The following is a 14,342-nucleotide window of genomic DNA, read 5'->3' on the forward strand; positions in this document are numbered from 1 at the left end:
ACGGCATCTACGCGCGCCGGATAGCGGCTGGATTGCGCTGTCAAACTGACAGGGGCCCGCAAACTGGAACGTCGTTTGAAAAACGGGAATCAGCGCGGTTTACGGCCCGTGAGCTGGCAAATCGTCCGGTTTTTCGTTTTCATTCACTCCTTCCCATCTGTTATGCAAGAGAAAGGTAGCATCTCGATTCACACCGAGAATATCTTCCCCATCATCAAGAAATTCCTGTACTCCGACCACGAAATCTTCCTGCGTGAGCTGGTGAGCAATGCCGTGGACGCCACCCAGAAGCTGAAAAGTCTGGGCCAGCTGGGCGAGTTCAAGGGCGAACTGGGTGAGCTGAAGGTGAAAGTGAGCGTGGACAAAGACGCCCGCACCATCACCATCTCGGACCGCGGCCTGGGCATGACGGCCGAGGAAATCAAGAAGTACATCAACCAGATTGCCTTCTCCGGGGCCACCGAGTTTGTGGAGAAGTACAAGGAGAAGGACGCCGCCGCCAAAGACCAGATTATCGGGCAGTTTGGCCTGGGTTTCTACTCGGCATTCATGGTGGCTAGGGAGGTTGAAATTTTCTCCAAGAGCTACAAGGAAGGCACCGAGGGCGCTCATTGGGTGTGCGACGGCAGCACCGAATTCAGCCTGGAAAACACCGAGAAGGCCGACCGGGGTACCAACATCGTGCTGCACGTGGCCGATGATTCCGACGAGTTTCTGGAGCCGGCTCGCCTGAAAGGTATCCTCACCAAGTACTGCAAGTTCCTGCCCATCGAAATCGAGTTCGAGGGTGAGGTAATCAACCAGACGGCCCCCATCTGGACCAAGCAGCCCTCGGAGTTGACCGACGAGGATTACGTGAAGTTCTACCAGGAGCTCTACCCGTTCTCCGAGCCGCCCCTGTTCTGGATTCACCTCAACGTGGATTATCCCTTCAACCTGACCGGGATTCTGTATTTCCCCAAGGTGAAGGACGAGCTGCAATTCCAGCGCAACAAAATCCAGCTGTACTCGCGCCAAGTGTTCATTACCGACGAGGTGAAGGACGTGGTGCCCGAGTTCCTGATGCTGCTGCACGGCGTTATCGACTCGCCCGATATTCCGCTGAACGTGTCGCGCAGCTTCCTGCAGGCCGACGCGGCGGTGCGCAAAATCAACCAGTACATCACCAAAAAGGTGGCCGATAAGCTGGCCGAGCTGTTCCGCAAGGACCGCGCCGGCTACGAGAGCAAGTGGTCGGATATCGGCCTGTTCGTGAAGTACGGCATGCTGTCCGACGAGAAGTTTTACGACAAGGCCAAGGATTTTGCCCTCGTGCAGAACGTAGCTGGCAAGCTGTTCACCCTGCCCGAGTACCAGGAGTTCGTGCAGGCCAACCAGAAAGACAAGAACGAGCAGACCGTGGTGCTCTACACCACCGACGCCGAGGCCCAGCACGGCTTCGTGCAGGCCGCCACGGAGCGGGGCTACGACGTGCTGGAACTTAACGGTCCGCTCGATTCACACTTTATCGGGCAGCTGGAGCAGAAGCTGGAGAAAACCACCTTCAAGCGGGTGGATGCCGATACGGTGGGCAAGCTCATCGAAAAGGACGAAGCCACCGAAAGCGTCCTGAGCGAAGACGACAAAACCAAGCTCCAGGACGTGTTCAAGGCGGCCATCAGCAATGAGCACATGCACGTGCAGGTGGAAGCCCTTTCGCCCCAGGATGCGCCGGTTATCATCACGCTGCCCGAGTTCATGCGCCGCATGAAGGATATGCAGCGGGCCGGTGGCGGCGGTGGTATGCAGATGTTCGGCTCCTTGCCTGACAGCTACACGGTGAGCGTGAATGCCAACCACCCCGTAGCCCAGCGTGTGCTGAAAGCCGAAGGCGAGGCCGGCAACAAGCTGGCCCGCCAAGCCTTCGACCTGGCGCTGCTAGCCCAGGGCATGCTGAAAGGCGAGGCACTAACGGCCTTTGTGAAGCGTAGCGCGGATCTTCTGGCGGCTGAGTAGTCTTAGAAAGTCTGTAAAGTATTAAGCAGTATAAAACCCCGGTAGCTCAGGCTGCCGGGGTTTTGTCGTGTAGGCCAGTAGAAGTTGCATGGATTTCAGTATGAGCTATTTGTCTGTGCCTGACGGGCCATTGGGGGTAACCCGGGTATCCGGAACGGTTTACTCAACTGCTCAGGCTACTCAGTTGCCCTCTCCTGGGCACCAAATCCCTCTATATTTACGTTCGATGCTGCGAATCCTGCCCGTTACCCCCATGCGTCTGCTGCGTTACTCTGTTTTATTGCCGGCCCTGCTGTTGCTGGGAGCCTGCTCCAAAAAGACCGTCTCGTTCAACAGTCGGCCCGATGCGCCCGTGGCGTTGGCTGTCGGTGACACGCTGACCACTGCCGCCGACACGACGGCGGCTCCTTCGTTGGAAGCCAAGCGCGCGGTTCTGACCAAGGACCAGGAAAAGGCCGCCAAAGAGAAGGAAAAGCTGGCCCAGCGCAAGCCCAAGAAAAAGAAGAACATTTTCCTGGGCGAGCGAATCAAGAAAGGCTACGTGAAGTCGGGGCCGAAGGGCAAGAACCAGATAGTGGAAATCTTCTACTACCTACGCACCTTCCAGCAGCCTAACCCGTTTGCGCCGGCCCGCTACTATTTCAACCCCCGCAAGCGCAAAATCTTCAAGGCCAACACTGAGTTGAATGCCGGCACTGACAAAGTGCTGCACGGTCCCTACAAAAAATTGCAGGGCGGTAAGGTGATTGAAACCGGCTATTTCGCCGTGGGTACGCGCCACCTGCGCTGGGAAAAACTCAACCGCGACAATACGCTGCTGACCAAAACCCACTACGAAATGGGCTTCCCGCGCGACGCCAACGTGACCTATTACGACGCGGGCCAGAAGCAGGTGAAGGAGGTTGTGCCCTACTACAACGGCAAGCTGGAAGGCGACTACGTGCGCTACAACGAAAACGGCCAGCTGGAATGGGCCGGCCAGTTCGAGAACGGCAAGCGCGTGGGCAACTGGGACCGGTACTGGGGCTTCCGCAACTCCCGCAACCGCCTGCGCTACCAGTACCAGTACGCCGAATCGGGCTACGAGCCGGAGGTAACCGAGCCGGTGTTGGTGAAGGAGTACAACCGCAACGGCGTGCTCATCTACGAGAAAGACAAGCTCGACAACCGCGACAAACCCGATACCGCCCGCCCCGGCAGCCGGCGTTAAGTGGTGAAATGGTGAGTTTGACGTTCGTATTGCGCCACTTGCGTGGGCTGAACGTCAAACTCACCATCTCACCACCTACCAGAACGCGTCCTCGAAGTGATCGATGCGCAGGCCCTGGGCGGTGGGGGAGAGGGCCAGAATGTCGAAGCGGATATCACCGGGCCAGTTGAGCTCTTCCTGCAAGTGTTCGGCCGCCAGGCGTAGCAGCTGCCGCTTGCGCTCCGTCACGAATTCCTCGGGGTGGCCATACTGGGCCGATGAGCGCGCTTTTACCTCCACGAATACCAGCAACTCCCGGTCCCAGCGCATAATCAGGTCCACTTCGGCGCGACGGTGGCGGTAGTTGCGGTGCAGCAGCTCGTAGCCTTGGGCCAGCAGGTACTGCAGAGCCGCCTCTTCTCCATCGTGGCCGAGTTGGTGGGCGGCAGTTGGCATACAGGATAGATTCAGGTTAAAGATGAGTGGCCGGGCCAGATGAACTAGTACCTGAAGTAGCCGGTTTGGTGCTAAATCTAGTACCTTTGCGCGTTCCTTAAGCGGTAGCTGGTGCTCTTCTCGTCGGTAGTGTCCGTTGGTGCCAGTCTGCTGCGAAAGAAACTGGCTCACTACCTGAACCGGCTAATTTACTGCCGGTTGGGAGCAGCGAGTCTGCCCATAGCAGGCCGGACGATTTGTGCTCATCAGGTCCCGTCTTTTTCAGATAGCCCATGTCTTTATATTCTGCCTGCGTAAGTCCCACTGGCGTTGGTGCTGCCCCGGAGCTGGCTGCTGCCCCGGCCACAACTGGTCAGAACCGCCGGGTGGCTGTGCGTCGTCTGGGGTTGGTTGACTATCAGCCCGCCTGGGATGCTCAGGAGCAGTTGCTGGCCGAAACGCTGGCAACCAAAACCCGGAACCGGCAGTTGCAGGAAGCCGGAGAGCCCCTTGGCCTTACTGCTAATTACCTGCTGCTTTGCGAGCATCCGCACGTCTATACGCTGGGTAAGAGCGGTAAACCTGAACATCTGCTGCTTGATGAAGAAGGCTTGGAGGCGCATCAGGCCACCTTTCACCGAATCAACCGGGGCGGTGATATCACGTACCACGGCCCCGGCCAGCTGGTAGGCTACCCCATTTTCGACCTCGATAACTTCTTCACCGACATTCACCGCTACCTGCGGCTGCTGGAAGAAGCCGTCATCCTCACCCTGGCCGAGTATGGTGTGCGGGCCGGCCGTATTGCGGGCCTCACTGGCGTCTGGCTCGATTTTGAGGAAGGCGCCGCCAACCCCCGAAAAATCTGCGCTATGGGCGTAAAATGTAGCCGTTGGGTAACCATGCACGGCTTCGCGCTCAACGTTAACACCGACCTCTCGTACTTCGGCCACATTGTGCCCTGCGGCATTACGGATAAGGCGGTAACCTCGCTCCGGCAGGAGTTGGGCTATGCCGTGCCACTGGCCGAAGTCCAGGACCGCCTGCTGCCGCACCTGGCCCGCCTGTTTGGTGCCAGCCTCGCCACTGAATCTGCTTTATGAAGAAAGATATTGCCTTTGCTCCGGTAGAAGGAGTTTCCATTGCCATTGTGCCTGATGAGGCGGCTGCTACCACCGAAGGCCAGCCCGGCTGGCTGGTATACCTACTCAACCACAACGACCATGAGCTGGAAAACGTCATCGTTAGCTCCAACGGCTACGGAACCAACGCGGAAGGGGAGCCGGTGCGCACCTCTACGTTGCGTCACTCCTTATTGACGGTGCCCGAGCAGGCCGCTGTGCCCGTTGAGCCTATCGATCCGGCTCTGTTTCATCTGAACAACCAGTATTGGGTGAGCTATTATGTCGGTGGTCAGATCTTTGATAAGAAGTTCATCTTCGTGCCCGATTCCATCGTGGCGGATAACCTGACGCCCATTGCCTTGCTGGACCGCTCCGGGGTACTGCACCGCTAACCGTATCTTTGCTTTTCCATTTCCTGCCTCATGTTGAGGCATGTTTACCAAAATAGCCGAACCGCAATGAATGCACTCGGAATTCAGTTGGGTCTGTCCTCCCTGTGGGCGTTTCTGGTGGCCTTGTTCGCCGTCCCGTCCATCATCTACATCGCCCACCTGAAAAACATGCTCGATACGCCCAACGTGCGTACCGTGCACGAGTCGCTGACGCCGCGTTTGGGCGGCGTGGCGGTATTCGCAGGCTTCATGTCGGCTCTCACCATCTTCGCCCCCCTCAACAACGGTGTGCAGCAGCTGCTGGCTGGCTGTATTGTGCTGTTCTTCGTGGGTCTGAAAGATGATCTGGTGAGCATTTCCGTCGCCAAGAAATTTGTAGGCCAGCTGCTGGCTACGGGCGTGGTCATGATTATGGCCGATGTACGCATTACCAGCTTTCAGGGAATTCTGGGCATCAATGAGCTGCCCATCGGCATCAGCTATGCCTTTACCTTTTTCGCCATTGTGGGCATCACCAATGCCATCAATCTCATTGATGGTCTTGATGGGCTGGCTGGTTCCATTGTGCTTATTATCGTGAGCACCTTCGGTTACTACTTCTACCGCTACGGCGGTCCTGGTTTTCAGAACTACGTATTCGTGTCAGTATGCGTGGTAGGCGGCATTCTGGGCTTTCTGCGCTATAATTTTCATAAAGCCACCATCTTCATGGGCGACACCGGCTCGTTGGTGTGCGGCTTCATCGTGTCCATCCTCACCATCCAGTTCATTGAGATGGGCCTGAAGGTGCCAAGCCAGCCGTTCGCTTCCTCGGCACCGTCAGTAGCCGTGGGTATCCTGTTTGTCCCGCTGTTTGATACGCTACGGGTATTTATTGTACGCATGATGGCCGGCCGCTCACCCTTCTCTCCCGATAAAAACCACGTTCACCACCGTATTCTGGCCATGGGCTTCCAGCAGATTGGGACTGTGATGTTGCTGGGCCTGCTCAACATCGTGGTGATTCTGTTCGTTATCAACTTTGCTTACCTCGGCAATACCATTCTGATTGCCATGCTGGTAGCATTTTCTCTGCTGCTGAGCGTATTCTTGGGCGTGTACCATAGTCGCGCCGAGCGGCAGCGCGTAGCTTCCTAAACAACGACCAGAGGGGTGCGGAACAGTTACTATCTTTTCGTGTGCCTGCTCTGGCTTTGTGGCCTGAGGCTGGTGCCGGCTACCGCTCAGGCCGCCGAATACCGTCCGTTGCCTCCCGCCCCGCGTGCTGGACTCACTGCCGACTGGCTGATCTTTGATGAGCCGCGCAACCGCCTCGTCCTGTATCTGCCTGATTACCACCGGCCGGCCTATGCCTATTACCAGTGGCTGACCATCCGCCCGGGTAAAGGGCTGCCTGTTAGGTTCACGGCCCGGGAGAAGCTGAGCCTTTTTCTGGATAACCGTTTAGTCTTCACGGCTCGTGTGCCGGCTTCGTATACCGTCGATTTATCGTCGCTACTGCCGGCCGATAGTCCGGCCGGCCCCCATTTATTGTGCGTCTGGCAGCCCGACGCTACCCCCGATCTGGCCTCCTTCAGCAATGCGGTGCCCGTGGTAGCCGCAAAGCCCGGGGCCGCTCTCCCCGCTTCGTTGGCTGCTCAGCCCCGGCCCCGGGGCCATCAGGGCCAGAATGTTTTTGTGGGCTTCCTGCTGCTGATCGGGTTGTGCTATGGCGGCCTCCGGGCTACGTATCAGCCAGGCTTTACGCGTATCTACCAACTGGAAGGCCTCTGGGGCAAGGGCGCTGCCGAGCAAGATTTCCTGATCAAACCAACCTTGACCTGGCTGAATCTGGTACTGGTCCTGCTATTTTCCCTGTCATTCGCGTTGCTGCTGGTTGCTATCCATACCAACATTCAAAGTATCGTAATTCTGCGCCGCCTGTTTGACGTGGCCGAGTCGGCCATCATGGTGCGCGTCTTGCTGTACACGTTGCTGGTAGCTGGGTTCGTACTAGGCAAGTATTTATTTCTGGAGCTGCTGGGCTATATTTTCGATGTAACGGAGCTGGTCACCATTCAGTACCGAGAGTTTATCCGGACCATCCTATTCATGGGCCTGTTTTTACCCGTTGTGATGCTGCTGTACCTGGGCCTGAATCAGCGGCTGCCGGAAACGGTGCTTTGGGTTTCCAACGGAGTGGTTTCCTTGCTGTTGGTCGGGACCTTGCTACGGGTAGCCCGGACCTTACATCGTAAGACATCCTTACTGAATCTGCATTTGTTTTCTTACCTTTGCGCCACAGAAGTGATTCCCCTGATCATTCTGCTCAAGCTGATCGTTTTTACCTACTGACACATCACTGCCGACCTGCATCGGCAGATCCGCAACGCCTCCCTTATTGCCTTAGACTTACCCTTTTTCCTACCCTATGGCCGAGAGCAAAGACCAACCGGGGACGGGCCGCCACACCAGGCGCATCTCCAGCATTCTGGTCACCCAGCCTAAACCCACCAATGACGTCTCGCCCTATTTTTCCATTGCGGAGAAGTATGGTATCAAAGTAGATTTCCGGGAGTTTATCGAGGTTCAGCCGGTTTCCTACAAAGATTTCCGCAAAGAAAAAGTCAACATTGCGGAGCATACGGCGGTTATTTTTACCAGCCGCAATGCCGTTGACCACTTCTTCCGGATCTGCCAGGAGGCGAAGATTGAGATGCCCGCTGAAATGAAATATTTCTGCATCTCAGAGCAAACGGCCAATTACCTGCAGAAGTACATCGTACTACGCAAGCGTAAATTATTCGTGGGCCAGCGCACCGCTGCTGACCTCTTTGAGGTTATCCGGAAGCACAAGGGTGAAAAATTCCTGTATCCGTGCTCTGATATTCGCAAGGACGATATTCCGGAGTTCATGCGGGCTAACAGCTTCAAATTCACCGAAGCGGTTATCTACCGTACCGTTGCCAGCGACCTGTCGGATCTATCGGATGTGAAATACGACTGTATTGCCTTCTTCAGTCCTTCCGGCATTAGCTCGCTCTTCATCAACTTCCCCGATTTCGAGCAGAACGGTACCCGTATTGCGGCCTTCGGGCCCACAACGGCCAAAGCAGTTGTGGACGCTGGACTGGAACTTGATATTGAAGCTCCTCAGCCTAATGCGCCTTCCATGACCGGTGCCATTGAAGCATATATTCGGCTGCATCATGGAGCCGACGCCCCCAAAGAGAAAAAACAGAGTAAATAAAGGGCTGTATTTTTAGGACAAAGGGAATAGATTTCTATTCCCTTTTGTTTTTCCGGTGGAATTTGTTGCAGAGGCTTTTTTGCATACATTTGAAAAGGCCATGCCCTTCGTTTTTTAGGCATAACTGGCTATACTCACTACCTTATGAAGAAGACGCTATTCACTGCTATTGTCTTCTCCTTCGCCTTTGGCACTGCTATGGCGCAGCAGCAGCCCCAGTTTAGCCATTATGGCTTTAATGGGATGTTTCTGAACCCGGCCTATGCCGGTATCAAGGGGCAGGGGGAAATTACTGCGCTTGGCCGTTCGCAATACTTTGGGTACAACGCAACGTTTGATAACGGAGGCTCCCCTCAGACGTACATGCTTACCGCTTCCCTGCCGGTGGCAGCTATAGGTGGTGGCCTCGGAATTGGTATCTATCGGGATAAGATTGCTGAACTTACGACAACCAATGTTCAGCTTTCGTATTCCAAGCATATCAAGGTAGGAGAAGGCCGGTTAGGTGTTGGTGTGCAGGGAATATTCAATAATATCTATCAGGGTACCTACCGCGCCATTGATCAGGATGACATAAAAGTCCCACGGGAAGGTGCTGACCGGAAAATTGACGCGGGCGTTGGGGTATGGTACGAAGCAGATAAACTGTATGTCGGCCTGAGTGCCAACAATCTGCTGCGCTCCAGCTACAAATTCAATAGCCAGGTGGTTGGGGGCAAAACGGCCGAGTACATCAATGAAAATCACGCGTACCTGACGGCAGGATATAATATTGAGGCCTCATCTTCCGTTGTAGTAACACCTACCGTGCTGATGAAGATGGTATTGCCAGGTAAGTTTGGAGATGATGGTAAATTTACCTTCAAAAACAACTCGTACGAAGCAGGAATACGTGCTACTTTCAATGATCGGTTTTGGGGTGGCCTTGGTTATCGGTACGACGAATCGATTACGGCTTTAGGAGGGTTGAGTTTCTCAAAAGACAATGCAATGCGGGTGGGATTGGCTTACGACTTAATTGCATTTAATCAGGATGCAAGGGCGCTTAGCTCCTTTGAAATTATGCTCTCTTATCGCCTGCCCAAACCGGGTCTGGCAATCCGCCCGGCAATCCGTACACCACGTTACAGCTTCTAAAAAGAGGCTTGCAACACAGGTAACCGGTTACTCCTCATATATTGATTTAGCACAACTGACGAGCTGATATTAACTCATTGCTAACCATTGTTTAACCGGCTAATCGGCCAGTTCGCAGACAAATGGGATGCATTGAGCGATAGGCTTGCGTACGAACGTATGATTCGTTAGATTTGCCAGCTCGAAAAATTGTAATCTTTGGATATCGCCGCCTCGACCGTCTTTTTCTTTCTCACATGAACAAGTTTCTTGTATTGCCTCTCGTCGCTTTTTCGACGCTCATTCTGGGGGGCTGTGGTTTTGGCACAGGGCCGCAGGGTGACCTGGTTGGTGCGGAGGACCGTCCGGAGTTCAACCCGCAGGAGGTACCCTACGGTATGGTGCCGTGCCCCGGTGGAACCTTCCACATGGGCCAGACGGACCAGGATATTTCGGCCTCTATGGTCAACATGAACAAGCAGGTAACTATTGCCGGCTTCTACATGGACGAGACGGAAATTACGAACAACGAGTATCGTCAGTTCATGAATGCCATTCGGCAGGACTCTATTGACGTGCTGGGCGAGGAGTACGTAATGACGGAGCTTTACCCGGATACTACAGTTTGGGTACGCGACTTTACCTACCACATGGGCGACCCCCTGATGGAGTACTATTACACGCACCCGGCTTTCGACGACTACCCGGTGGTAGGCGTTGACTGGTTTGCCGCTAAGTATTTCTGCAACTGGCGCACCAAGAATAAGAATGCTGCCAACGCCGAAGCAGGCTTGGCTCCCACCCCGAACTTTCGCTTGCCTTCCGAGGCAGAATGGGAATATGCCGCCCGTGGCGGCCGTGATTTGGCCACGTACCCCTGGGGTGGCCCTTACCTGCGCAACTCGAAAGGCTGCATGCTGGCCAACTTCAAGCCTGGCCGTGGCGACTATGCTTCGGATGGCTACGCCTACACTTCGCCGGTTGGTGCTTTCTTTCCCAATGACTTTGGTCTGTACGACATGTCGGGCAACGTATCGGAATGGTGCGATGATGCATACATGGAAGCTTCCGTGCCAGTGGTGTGGGATATGAACCCGACCAACCCCGATGATAACGAGCCCCGCAAAGTAGTACGTGGCGGTTCCTGGAAAGACATTGCGTACTTCCTCGAAACCGGTACCCGCAACTTTGAATATCAGGATTCAGCTCGCTCTTATATTGGTTTCCGCACTGCCATGATTCAGATTGGCATGGGTACCAACGAAAGCCTGAACTAAGTACCGGTGATATCCGGCGCAGTAAAACTCCCACACACTACTGCTTTGCTTTCTTAAAATTCATTACCACAACAACTTCTTTTCCAACATCACAATCACATGGCAGCTAAAGGCGGTAGTTTTCTGTACGATGTGCTGATGCCCAAAGTGTACGGCATCGGCGCAGCAGTCGTAATCGTAGGGGCATTGTTTAAAATTCAGCACTGGGAAGGTGCCAGCGAAATGCTGATTGTAGGTCTGGGCACGGAAGCCCTGATCTTCTTGCTGAGCGCGTTCCAGCCCAACCCCAAAGAAGTTGACTGGTCACTGGTGTATCCGGAACTGAGCGAAGGCTACGACCCTTCCACCAACAGCAACAAGTTCGTTGATCAGACTACCGGCACGGGCCTGACCCGCAAGCTGGACGACATGCTGAAAGATGCTAACGTAACACCTGAGGCCATTGCTTCGCTGGGACAGGGCCTGAACCGCCTCAGCACCACTACGCAGCAGCTCTCAACCCTCGGCGACGCTACCAGCGCCACCGATGAGTACACCACCAAAGTGCGCACCGCCGCTCAGTCGCTGGAGCGCATCAACGAGGCGTACTCCAACACTGCTACGGCCATGACGGCTATGGCTGATGCCACGAACGACGCTCGTGAGTATCATGTGCAGGTGCAGAACGTGACCAAGAACCTGGGCGCGCTGAATGCAGTGTACGAAATGGAGTTGCAGGATGCCAATACGCACCTCAAGTCCATGAACAAGTTCTACGGTACCTTGGCTCAGGCCATGGAGAATCTGACCGAAGCTGGTAAGGAAACCGACCAGTTCAAGCAGGAAGTGACTAGCCTGACCACCAACCTCAGCTCGCTGAACCGTGTGTATGGTAACATGCTGAACGCTATGCGCGCTACCAACTAAGGTAGCCGTACTATCACGTCTCAGATTAAATTCCACACAGTATAGTAACAGGTAGACACGATGGCGGGAGGTAAAGAGACTCCACGGCAGAAGATGATCGGGATGATGTACTTGGTACTCACCGCTCTTCTGGCCCTACAAGTAAACTCAGCAATTCTGCTCAAGTTCAAGTTTCTGGATGACAGCTTGTCGGCTATCAACGGCAAAGTGTCGAAGGCAAACGACGATAAGGTAAAAGGCATTAAGGGACAGGTTGAAAAGAACCGTAACCAAGCCAAAGACCTTGCTGTCCTGAAGCAAAGCGAAGAAGTACGGCAGAAAACGCAGGAGATGGTTGCCTACCTATCCGGCGTCCGCACGAAACTGCTGGAGAAAACGGAGAACAAAGGCAAGAACGAATTCAAAAACATGAGCGCCGAGGATAAAGTGGCGGAGCTTATGTTGGGTGCCAGCCAGGACGGGGAAGGCTACAAGATGAAAGGGCAGTTGAACAACTACTCTACCTACATCAAGCAGTTTGTTCCCAATGCCGGTACTTTGGCACTCGATGCCAAGGAAGACCCAATGGTGACGGAGAAGGAGCAGAAGAGCAAAAACTTTGCTCAGCTTAGCTTCGAAAACACGCCGGTAGTAGCCGCTTTGGCTGTTCTGTCGCAGAAAGAGGCCGAGGTTCTGAAGTATGAGTCGGATGCACTTAGTGCTTTGGCCCAACGCGTAGGTGGCTCGGTTATCGTATTCGATAAAATTGGTGCTTTTGCTAGTGCTGAGTCGAACACGGTAGCAGCTGGTACCAAGTACAAAGCTGAACTGTTCCTGACGGCTTCGGCCTCAGGGCTGAACCCTAGCATGACGCTGAATGGCTCGCCCCTGAAGGTGGACCCAGCTACCGGCAAAGGCAAAATCGAATTCACGGCTCGTCCTGGTTCCTTTGATGCTTCTGGTAACGCCAAAGGATCCTGGACTGGTACTATCCGCTTCAAGCAGAATGGCCGTGATACGGTCTTCACTGTGAAAACTCCTTACACCATTACCAAGCCGGTAATGCAGATTCAGTCGGCTTCGGTGCAGGCGCTGTACTTCAAGTGCGGCAACAAGCTGAGCGTACAGGTACCCGCGCTGGGTGCTCAGTACGATCCTAGCTTCTCCGCATCCGGGGCTTCGACTATCAAAGGTTCAGCCAAAGGTGAGGTAACGCTGGTTCCGAACTCGAAAGAGGTAACCCTGAACGTAAGCAGCGGTGGTAACCCCATCGGCTCGCAGACCTTCCAGGTTCGCCCCATTCCCAAGCCGGAAATTCAGTGCTGGGTAGGTGGCCGTCCGGCCAACGAAAAGCAAGGTACCCCGATTACTGCCGTTCGTAACATGAACATGAAGGCGGTGGCCGATGCTGGTTTTGCCACCTTCCTGCCGGATGATGCCCGTTTCCGGGTGTCGCGCTACGAAATTACGCTGGTACGTGGCAAGCGTCCGGCTATGCAAACCATTACTGTCAATGGTCCAACGGTTGATCTGAGCAGCGTGGTAAACACTGCTCGTGAAGGTGACCGTCTGTACATCGAAGTAAAAGGAGTGCAGCGTCAGAATTTCCAAGGCAATGTGGAGGACGTAAACGTTTCCAAGCAGTTCAATATTCCGCTGCTCTAAGCGTTACTGGTCCTGAACTATCCGTCGCGCTTTTTTGATTACTCTGGTATGAACAAATTCCTCTCCTTCGCCGCTCTGACGGCCGGCCTGACGCTGTCGGTGGCAGCCTCGGCTCAGGAACAAGCTACCACCGCGAGCAGTAACGGCTCGTACCGCCCGATTCCGAGTTCGGACATCATGTTCCGAAAGACTATCTGGCGCGCGATTGACCTGCGTGAGAAGCAGAACAAACCCATGTTCGCCGAAGGCAAGGAAATCAGCCGTGTAATCATCGATGCGGTAAAGCGTGGTGAGCTGCAGGCGTATCGTAACGACTCGCTGACGACTACTTTCTCTTCGAAGGAAGTATTAAGCAACATGTCGTATGCGGAGGCTAGCGCCGGTCTGAGTGATGAGGAAAGAGCCGCTGGTTTCTCGGAGGATACGGGTGACGACTGGGGTGCTCCCGTTAAAAAAGGAGCCAAAGGTAAACCTGCAGCTAAAAAGGCTCCAGTAGTAGCACCGAGCTACGAGATTCGTCCGAAGGATATGTATCAGATGGAGATGAAAGAGGATATGATTTTCGACAAGAAACGGTCGAGAATGTATCATGACATCAAGTCCATTACGCTGCTTGTTCCTTCTACGCTAAGTTCTAACACTGCCGGTATCGAGAAAACCATTGGAGTGTTTAAATACAGCGACCTAATTCGCGTATTCCGAGCCAACCCGGACAAGGCTATTTGGTTTAATCCCCAAAACGATGCCCAGCATAAAAACCTTGCTGACGCTTTCGAACTGTGGTTGTTCAACTCCTACATAGTGAAGGTGTCTAACCCCAGCGACTCGCGTCTGGACGAAATCTATGGTGGGCAGCAGCAGGGTATTCTGGCTTCGCAACAGGCAGCAGCCGACCTGATCGAATACGAGTACAACCTGTGGTCGTTCTAGTATCACGGACTTAGGCAGATGTATTGGATTACACGAGTTTTGTAGTCGATTCATCTGTTCAACTATACAAAAGAGCCCCAACCGTGAAGTTGGGGCTCTTTTGTG

At 54.4% G+C, this 14,342-nt stretch carries 13 protein-coding genes; 12 read left to right on the forward strand and 1 reads right to left on the reverse strand.

Annotated elements, in window-relative coordinates:
• Nucleotides 1-162 precede the first annotated feature (162 nt).
• The gene (htpG, locus tag EI293_RS13595) at nt 163-1,995 is read left to right on the forward strand and encodes a molecular chaperone HtpG (RefSeq protein WP_125438736.1); all 1,833 of its coding nucleotides are present in this window, start codon (nt 163-165) and stop codon (nt 1,993-1,995) included.
• Between the two features lie 226 nt (nt 1,996-2,221).
• Nucleotides 2,222-3,205 (forward strand): toxin-antitoxin system YwqK family antitoxin, encoded by a 984-nt coding sequence (locus EI293_RS13600; protein WP_125438738.1) that lies wholly within the window; start codon nt 2,222-2,224, stop codon nt 3,203-3,205.
• 75 nt (nt 3,206-3,280) lie between these two features.
• Here the strand turns inward: EI293_RS13600 and EI293_RS13605 are convergent, their stop codons facing one another.
• Nucleotides 3,281-3,640 (reverse strand): YraN family protein, encoded by a 360-nt coding sequence (locus tag EI293_RS13605; protein ID WP_125438740.1) that lies wholly within the window; start codon nt 3,638-3,640, stop codon nt 3,281-3,283.
• A 272-nt stretch (nt 3,641-3,912) separates the two neighbouring features.
• Between EI293_RS13605 and lipB the strand changes: the two genes are divergently transcribed.
• From lipB to porN, 10 genes are all read left to right on the forward strand, one after another.
• Nucleotides 3,913-4,722, forward strand: a complete 810-nt coding sequence (lipB, locus tag EI293_RS13610; protein ID WP_125438742.1) for a lipoyl(octanoyl) transferase LipB — start codon at nt 3,913-3,915, stop codon at nt 4,720-4,722.
• A complete protein-coding gene (locus EI293_RS13615) occupies nt 4,719-5,135 on the forward strand; it encodes a hypothetical protein (RefSeq protein ID WP_125438744.1) in 417 nt (138 codons plus the stop codon). Before lipB ends, EI293_RS13615 begins: the two co-directional genes overlap by 4 nt.
• Nucleotides 5,136-5,201: 66 nt before the next feature.
• Nucleotides 5,202-6,272 carry an MraY family glycosyltransferase gene (locus EI293_RS13620; RefSeq protein ID WP_246010637.1) on the forward strand — a complete coding sequence of 357 codons (1,071 nt, stop codon included), beginning with the start codon at nt 5,202-5,204 and terminating at the stop codon, nt 6,270-6,272.
• A gap of 39 nt (nt 6,273-6,311) precedes the next feature.
• Nucleotides 6,312-7,469: a DUF4271 domain-containing protein gene (locus tag EI293_RS13625; protein WP_170170373.1), complete on the forward strand. Its 1,158-nt coding sequence runs from the start codon at nt 6,312-6,314 to the stop codon at nt 7,467-7,469.
• Between the two features lie 76 nt (nt 7,470-7,545).
• Nucleotides 7,546-8,364: a uroporphyrinogen-III synthase gene (locus tag EI293_RS13630; protein ID WP_125438748.1), complete on the forward strand. Its 819-nt coding sequence runs from the start codon at nt 7,546-7,548 to the stop codon at nt 8,362-8,364.
• A 144-nt stretch (nt 8,365-8,508) separates the two neighbouring features.
• A complete protein-coding gene (locus EI293_RS13635) occupies nt 8,509-9,501 on the forward strand; it encodes a PorP/SprF family type IX secretion system membrane protein (protein WP_125438750.1) in 993 nt (330 codons plus the stop codon).
• A 236-nt stretch (nt 9,502-9,737) separates the two neighbouring features.
• On the forward strand, nt 9,738-10,757 hold the full coding sequence (gene porK / locus EI293_RS13640; RefSeq protein WP_044000742.1) for a T9SS ring complex lipoprotein PorK/GldK: 1,020 nt from the start codon (nt 9,738-9,740) through the stop codon (nt 10,755-10,757).
• Nucleotides 10,758-10,856: 99 nt separating this feature from the next.
• Nucleotides 10,857-11,663, forward strand: coding sequence for a type IX secretion system motor protein PorL/GldL (gene porL, locus EI293_RS13645; RefSeq protein ID WP_125438751.1), 807 nt, complete (start codon nt 10,857-10,859; stop codon nt 11,661-11,663).
• Between the two features lie 60 nt (nt 11,664-11,723).
• Nucleotides 11,724-13,307, forward strand: coding sequence for a type IX secretion system motor protein PorM/GldM (gene porM, locus EI293_RS13650; protein WP_125438752.1), 1,584 nt, complete (start codon nt 11,724-11,726; stop codon nt 13,305-13,307).
• Between the two features lie 48 nt (nt 13,308-13,355).
• Entirely contained in the window at nt 13,356-14,237 is an 882-nt protein-coding gene (gene porN / locus EI293_RS13655; protein WP_125438754.1) for a type IX secretion system ring subunit PorN/GldN, read from the forward strand.
• Nucleotides 14,238-14,342: the final 105 nt, after the last annotated feature.

This window comes from Hymenobacter perfusus (assembly GCF_003944765.1).
GTDB lineage: Bacteria > Bacteroidota > Bacteroidia > Cytophagales > Hymenobacteraceae > Hymenobacter > Hymenobacter perfusus.

What these genes read in the sequence shown, in the direction of transcription:
- EI293_RS13615 (WP_125438744.1), top strand. Translation starts at nt 4,719, where the DNA reads ATGAAGAAAGATATTGCCTTTGCTCCGGTAGAAGGAGTTTCCATTGCC.
- EI293_RS13620 (WP_246010637.1), top strand. Translation starts at nt 5,202, where the DNA reads ATGAATGCACTCGGAATTCAGTTGGGTCTGTCCTCCCTGTGGGCGTTT.
- porM (WP_125438752.1), top strand. Translation starts at nt 11,724, where the DNA reads ATGGCGGGAGGTAAAGAGACTCCACGGCAGAAGATGATCGGGATGATG.
- porK (WP_044000742.1), top strand. Translation starts at nt 9,738, where the DNA reads ATGAACAAGTTTCTTGTATTGCCTCTCGTCGCTTTTTCGACGCTCATT.
- porL (WP_125438751.1), top strand. Translation starts at nt 10,857, where the DNA reads ATGGCAGCTAAAGGCGGTAGTTTTCTGTACGATGTGCTGATGCCCAAA.
- porN (WP_125438754.1), top strand. Translation starts at nt 13,356, where the DNA reads ATGAACAAATTCCTCTCCTTCGCCGCTCTGACGGCCGGCCTGACGCTG.
- EI293_RS13635 (WP_125438750.1), top strand. Translation starts at nt 8,509, where the DNA reads ATGAAGAAGACGCTATTCACTGCTATTGTCTTCTCCTTCGCCTTTGGC.
- htpG (WP_125438736.1), top strand. Translation starts at nt 163, where the DNA reads ATGCAAGAGAAAGGTAGCATCTCGATTCACACCGAGAATATCTTCCCC.
- EI293_RS13630 (WP_125438748.1), top strand. Translation starts at nt 7,546, where the DNA reads ATGGCCGAGAGCAAAGACCAACCGGGGACGGGCCGCCACACCAGGCGC.
- EI293_RS13600 (WP_125438738.1), top strand. Translation starts at nt 2,222, where the DNA reads ATGCTGCGAATCCTGCCCGTTACCCCCATGCGTCTGCTGCGTTACTCT.
- lipB (WP_125438742.1), top strand. Translation starts at nt 3,913, where the DNA reads ATGTCTTTATATTCTGCCTGCGTAAGTCCCACTGGCGTTGGTGCTGCC.
- EI293_RS13605 (WP_125438740.1), bottom strand. Translation starts at nt 3,640, where the DNA reads ATGCCAACTGCCGCCCACCAACTCGGCCACGATGGAGAAGAGGCGGCT.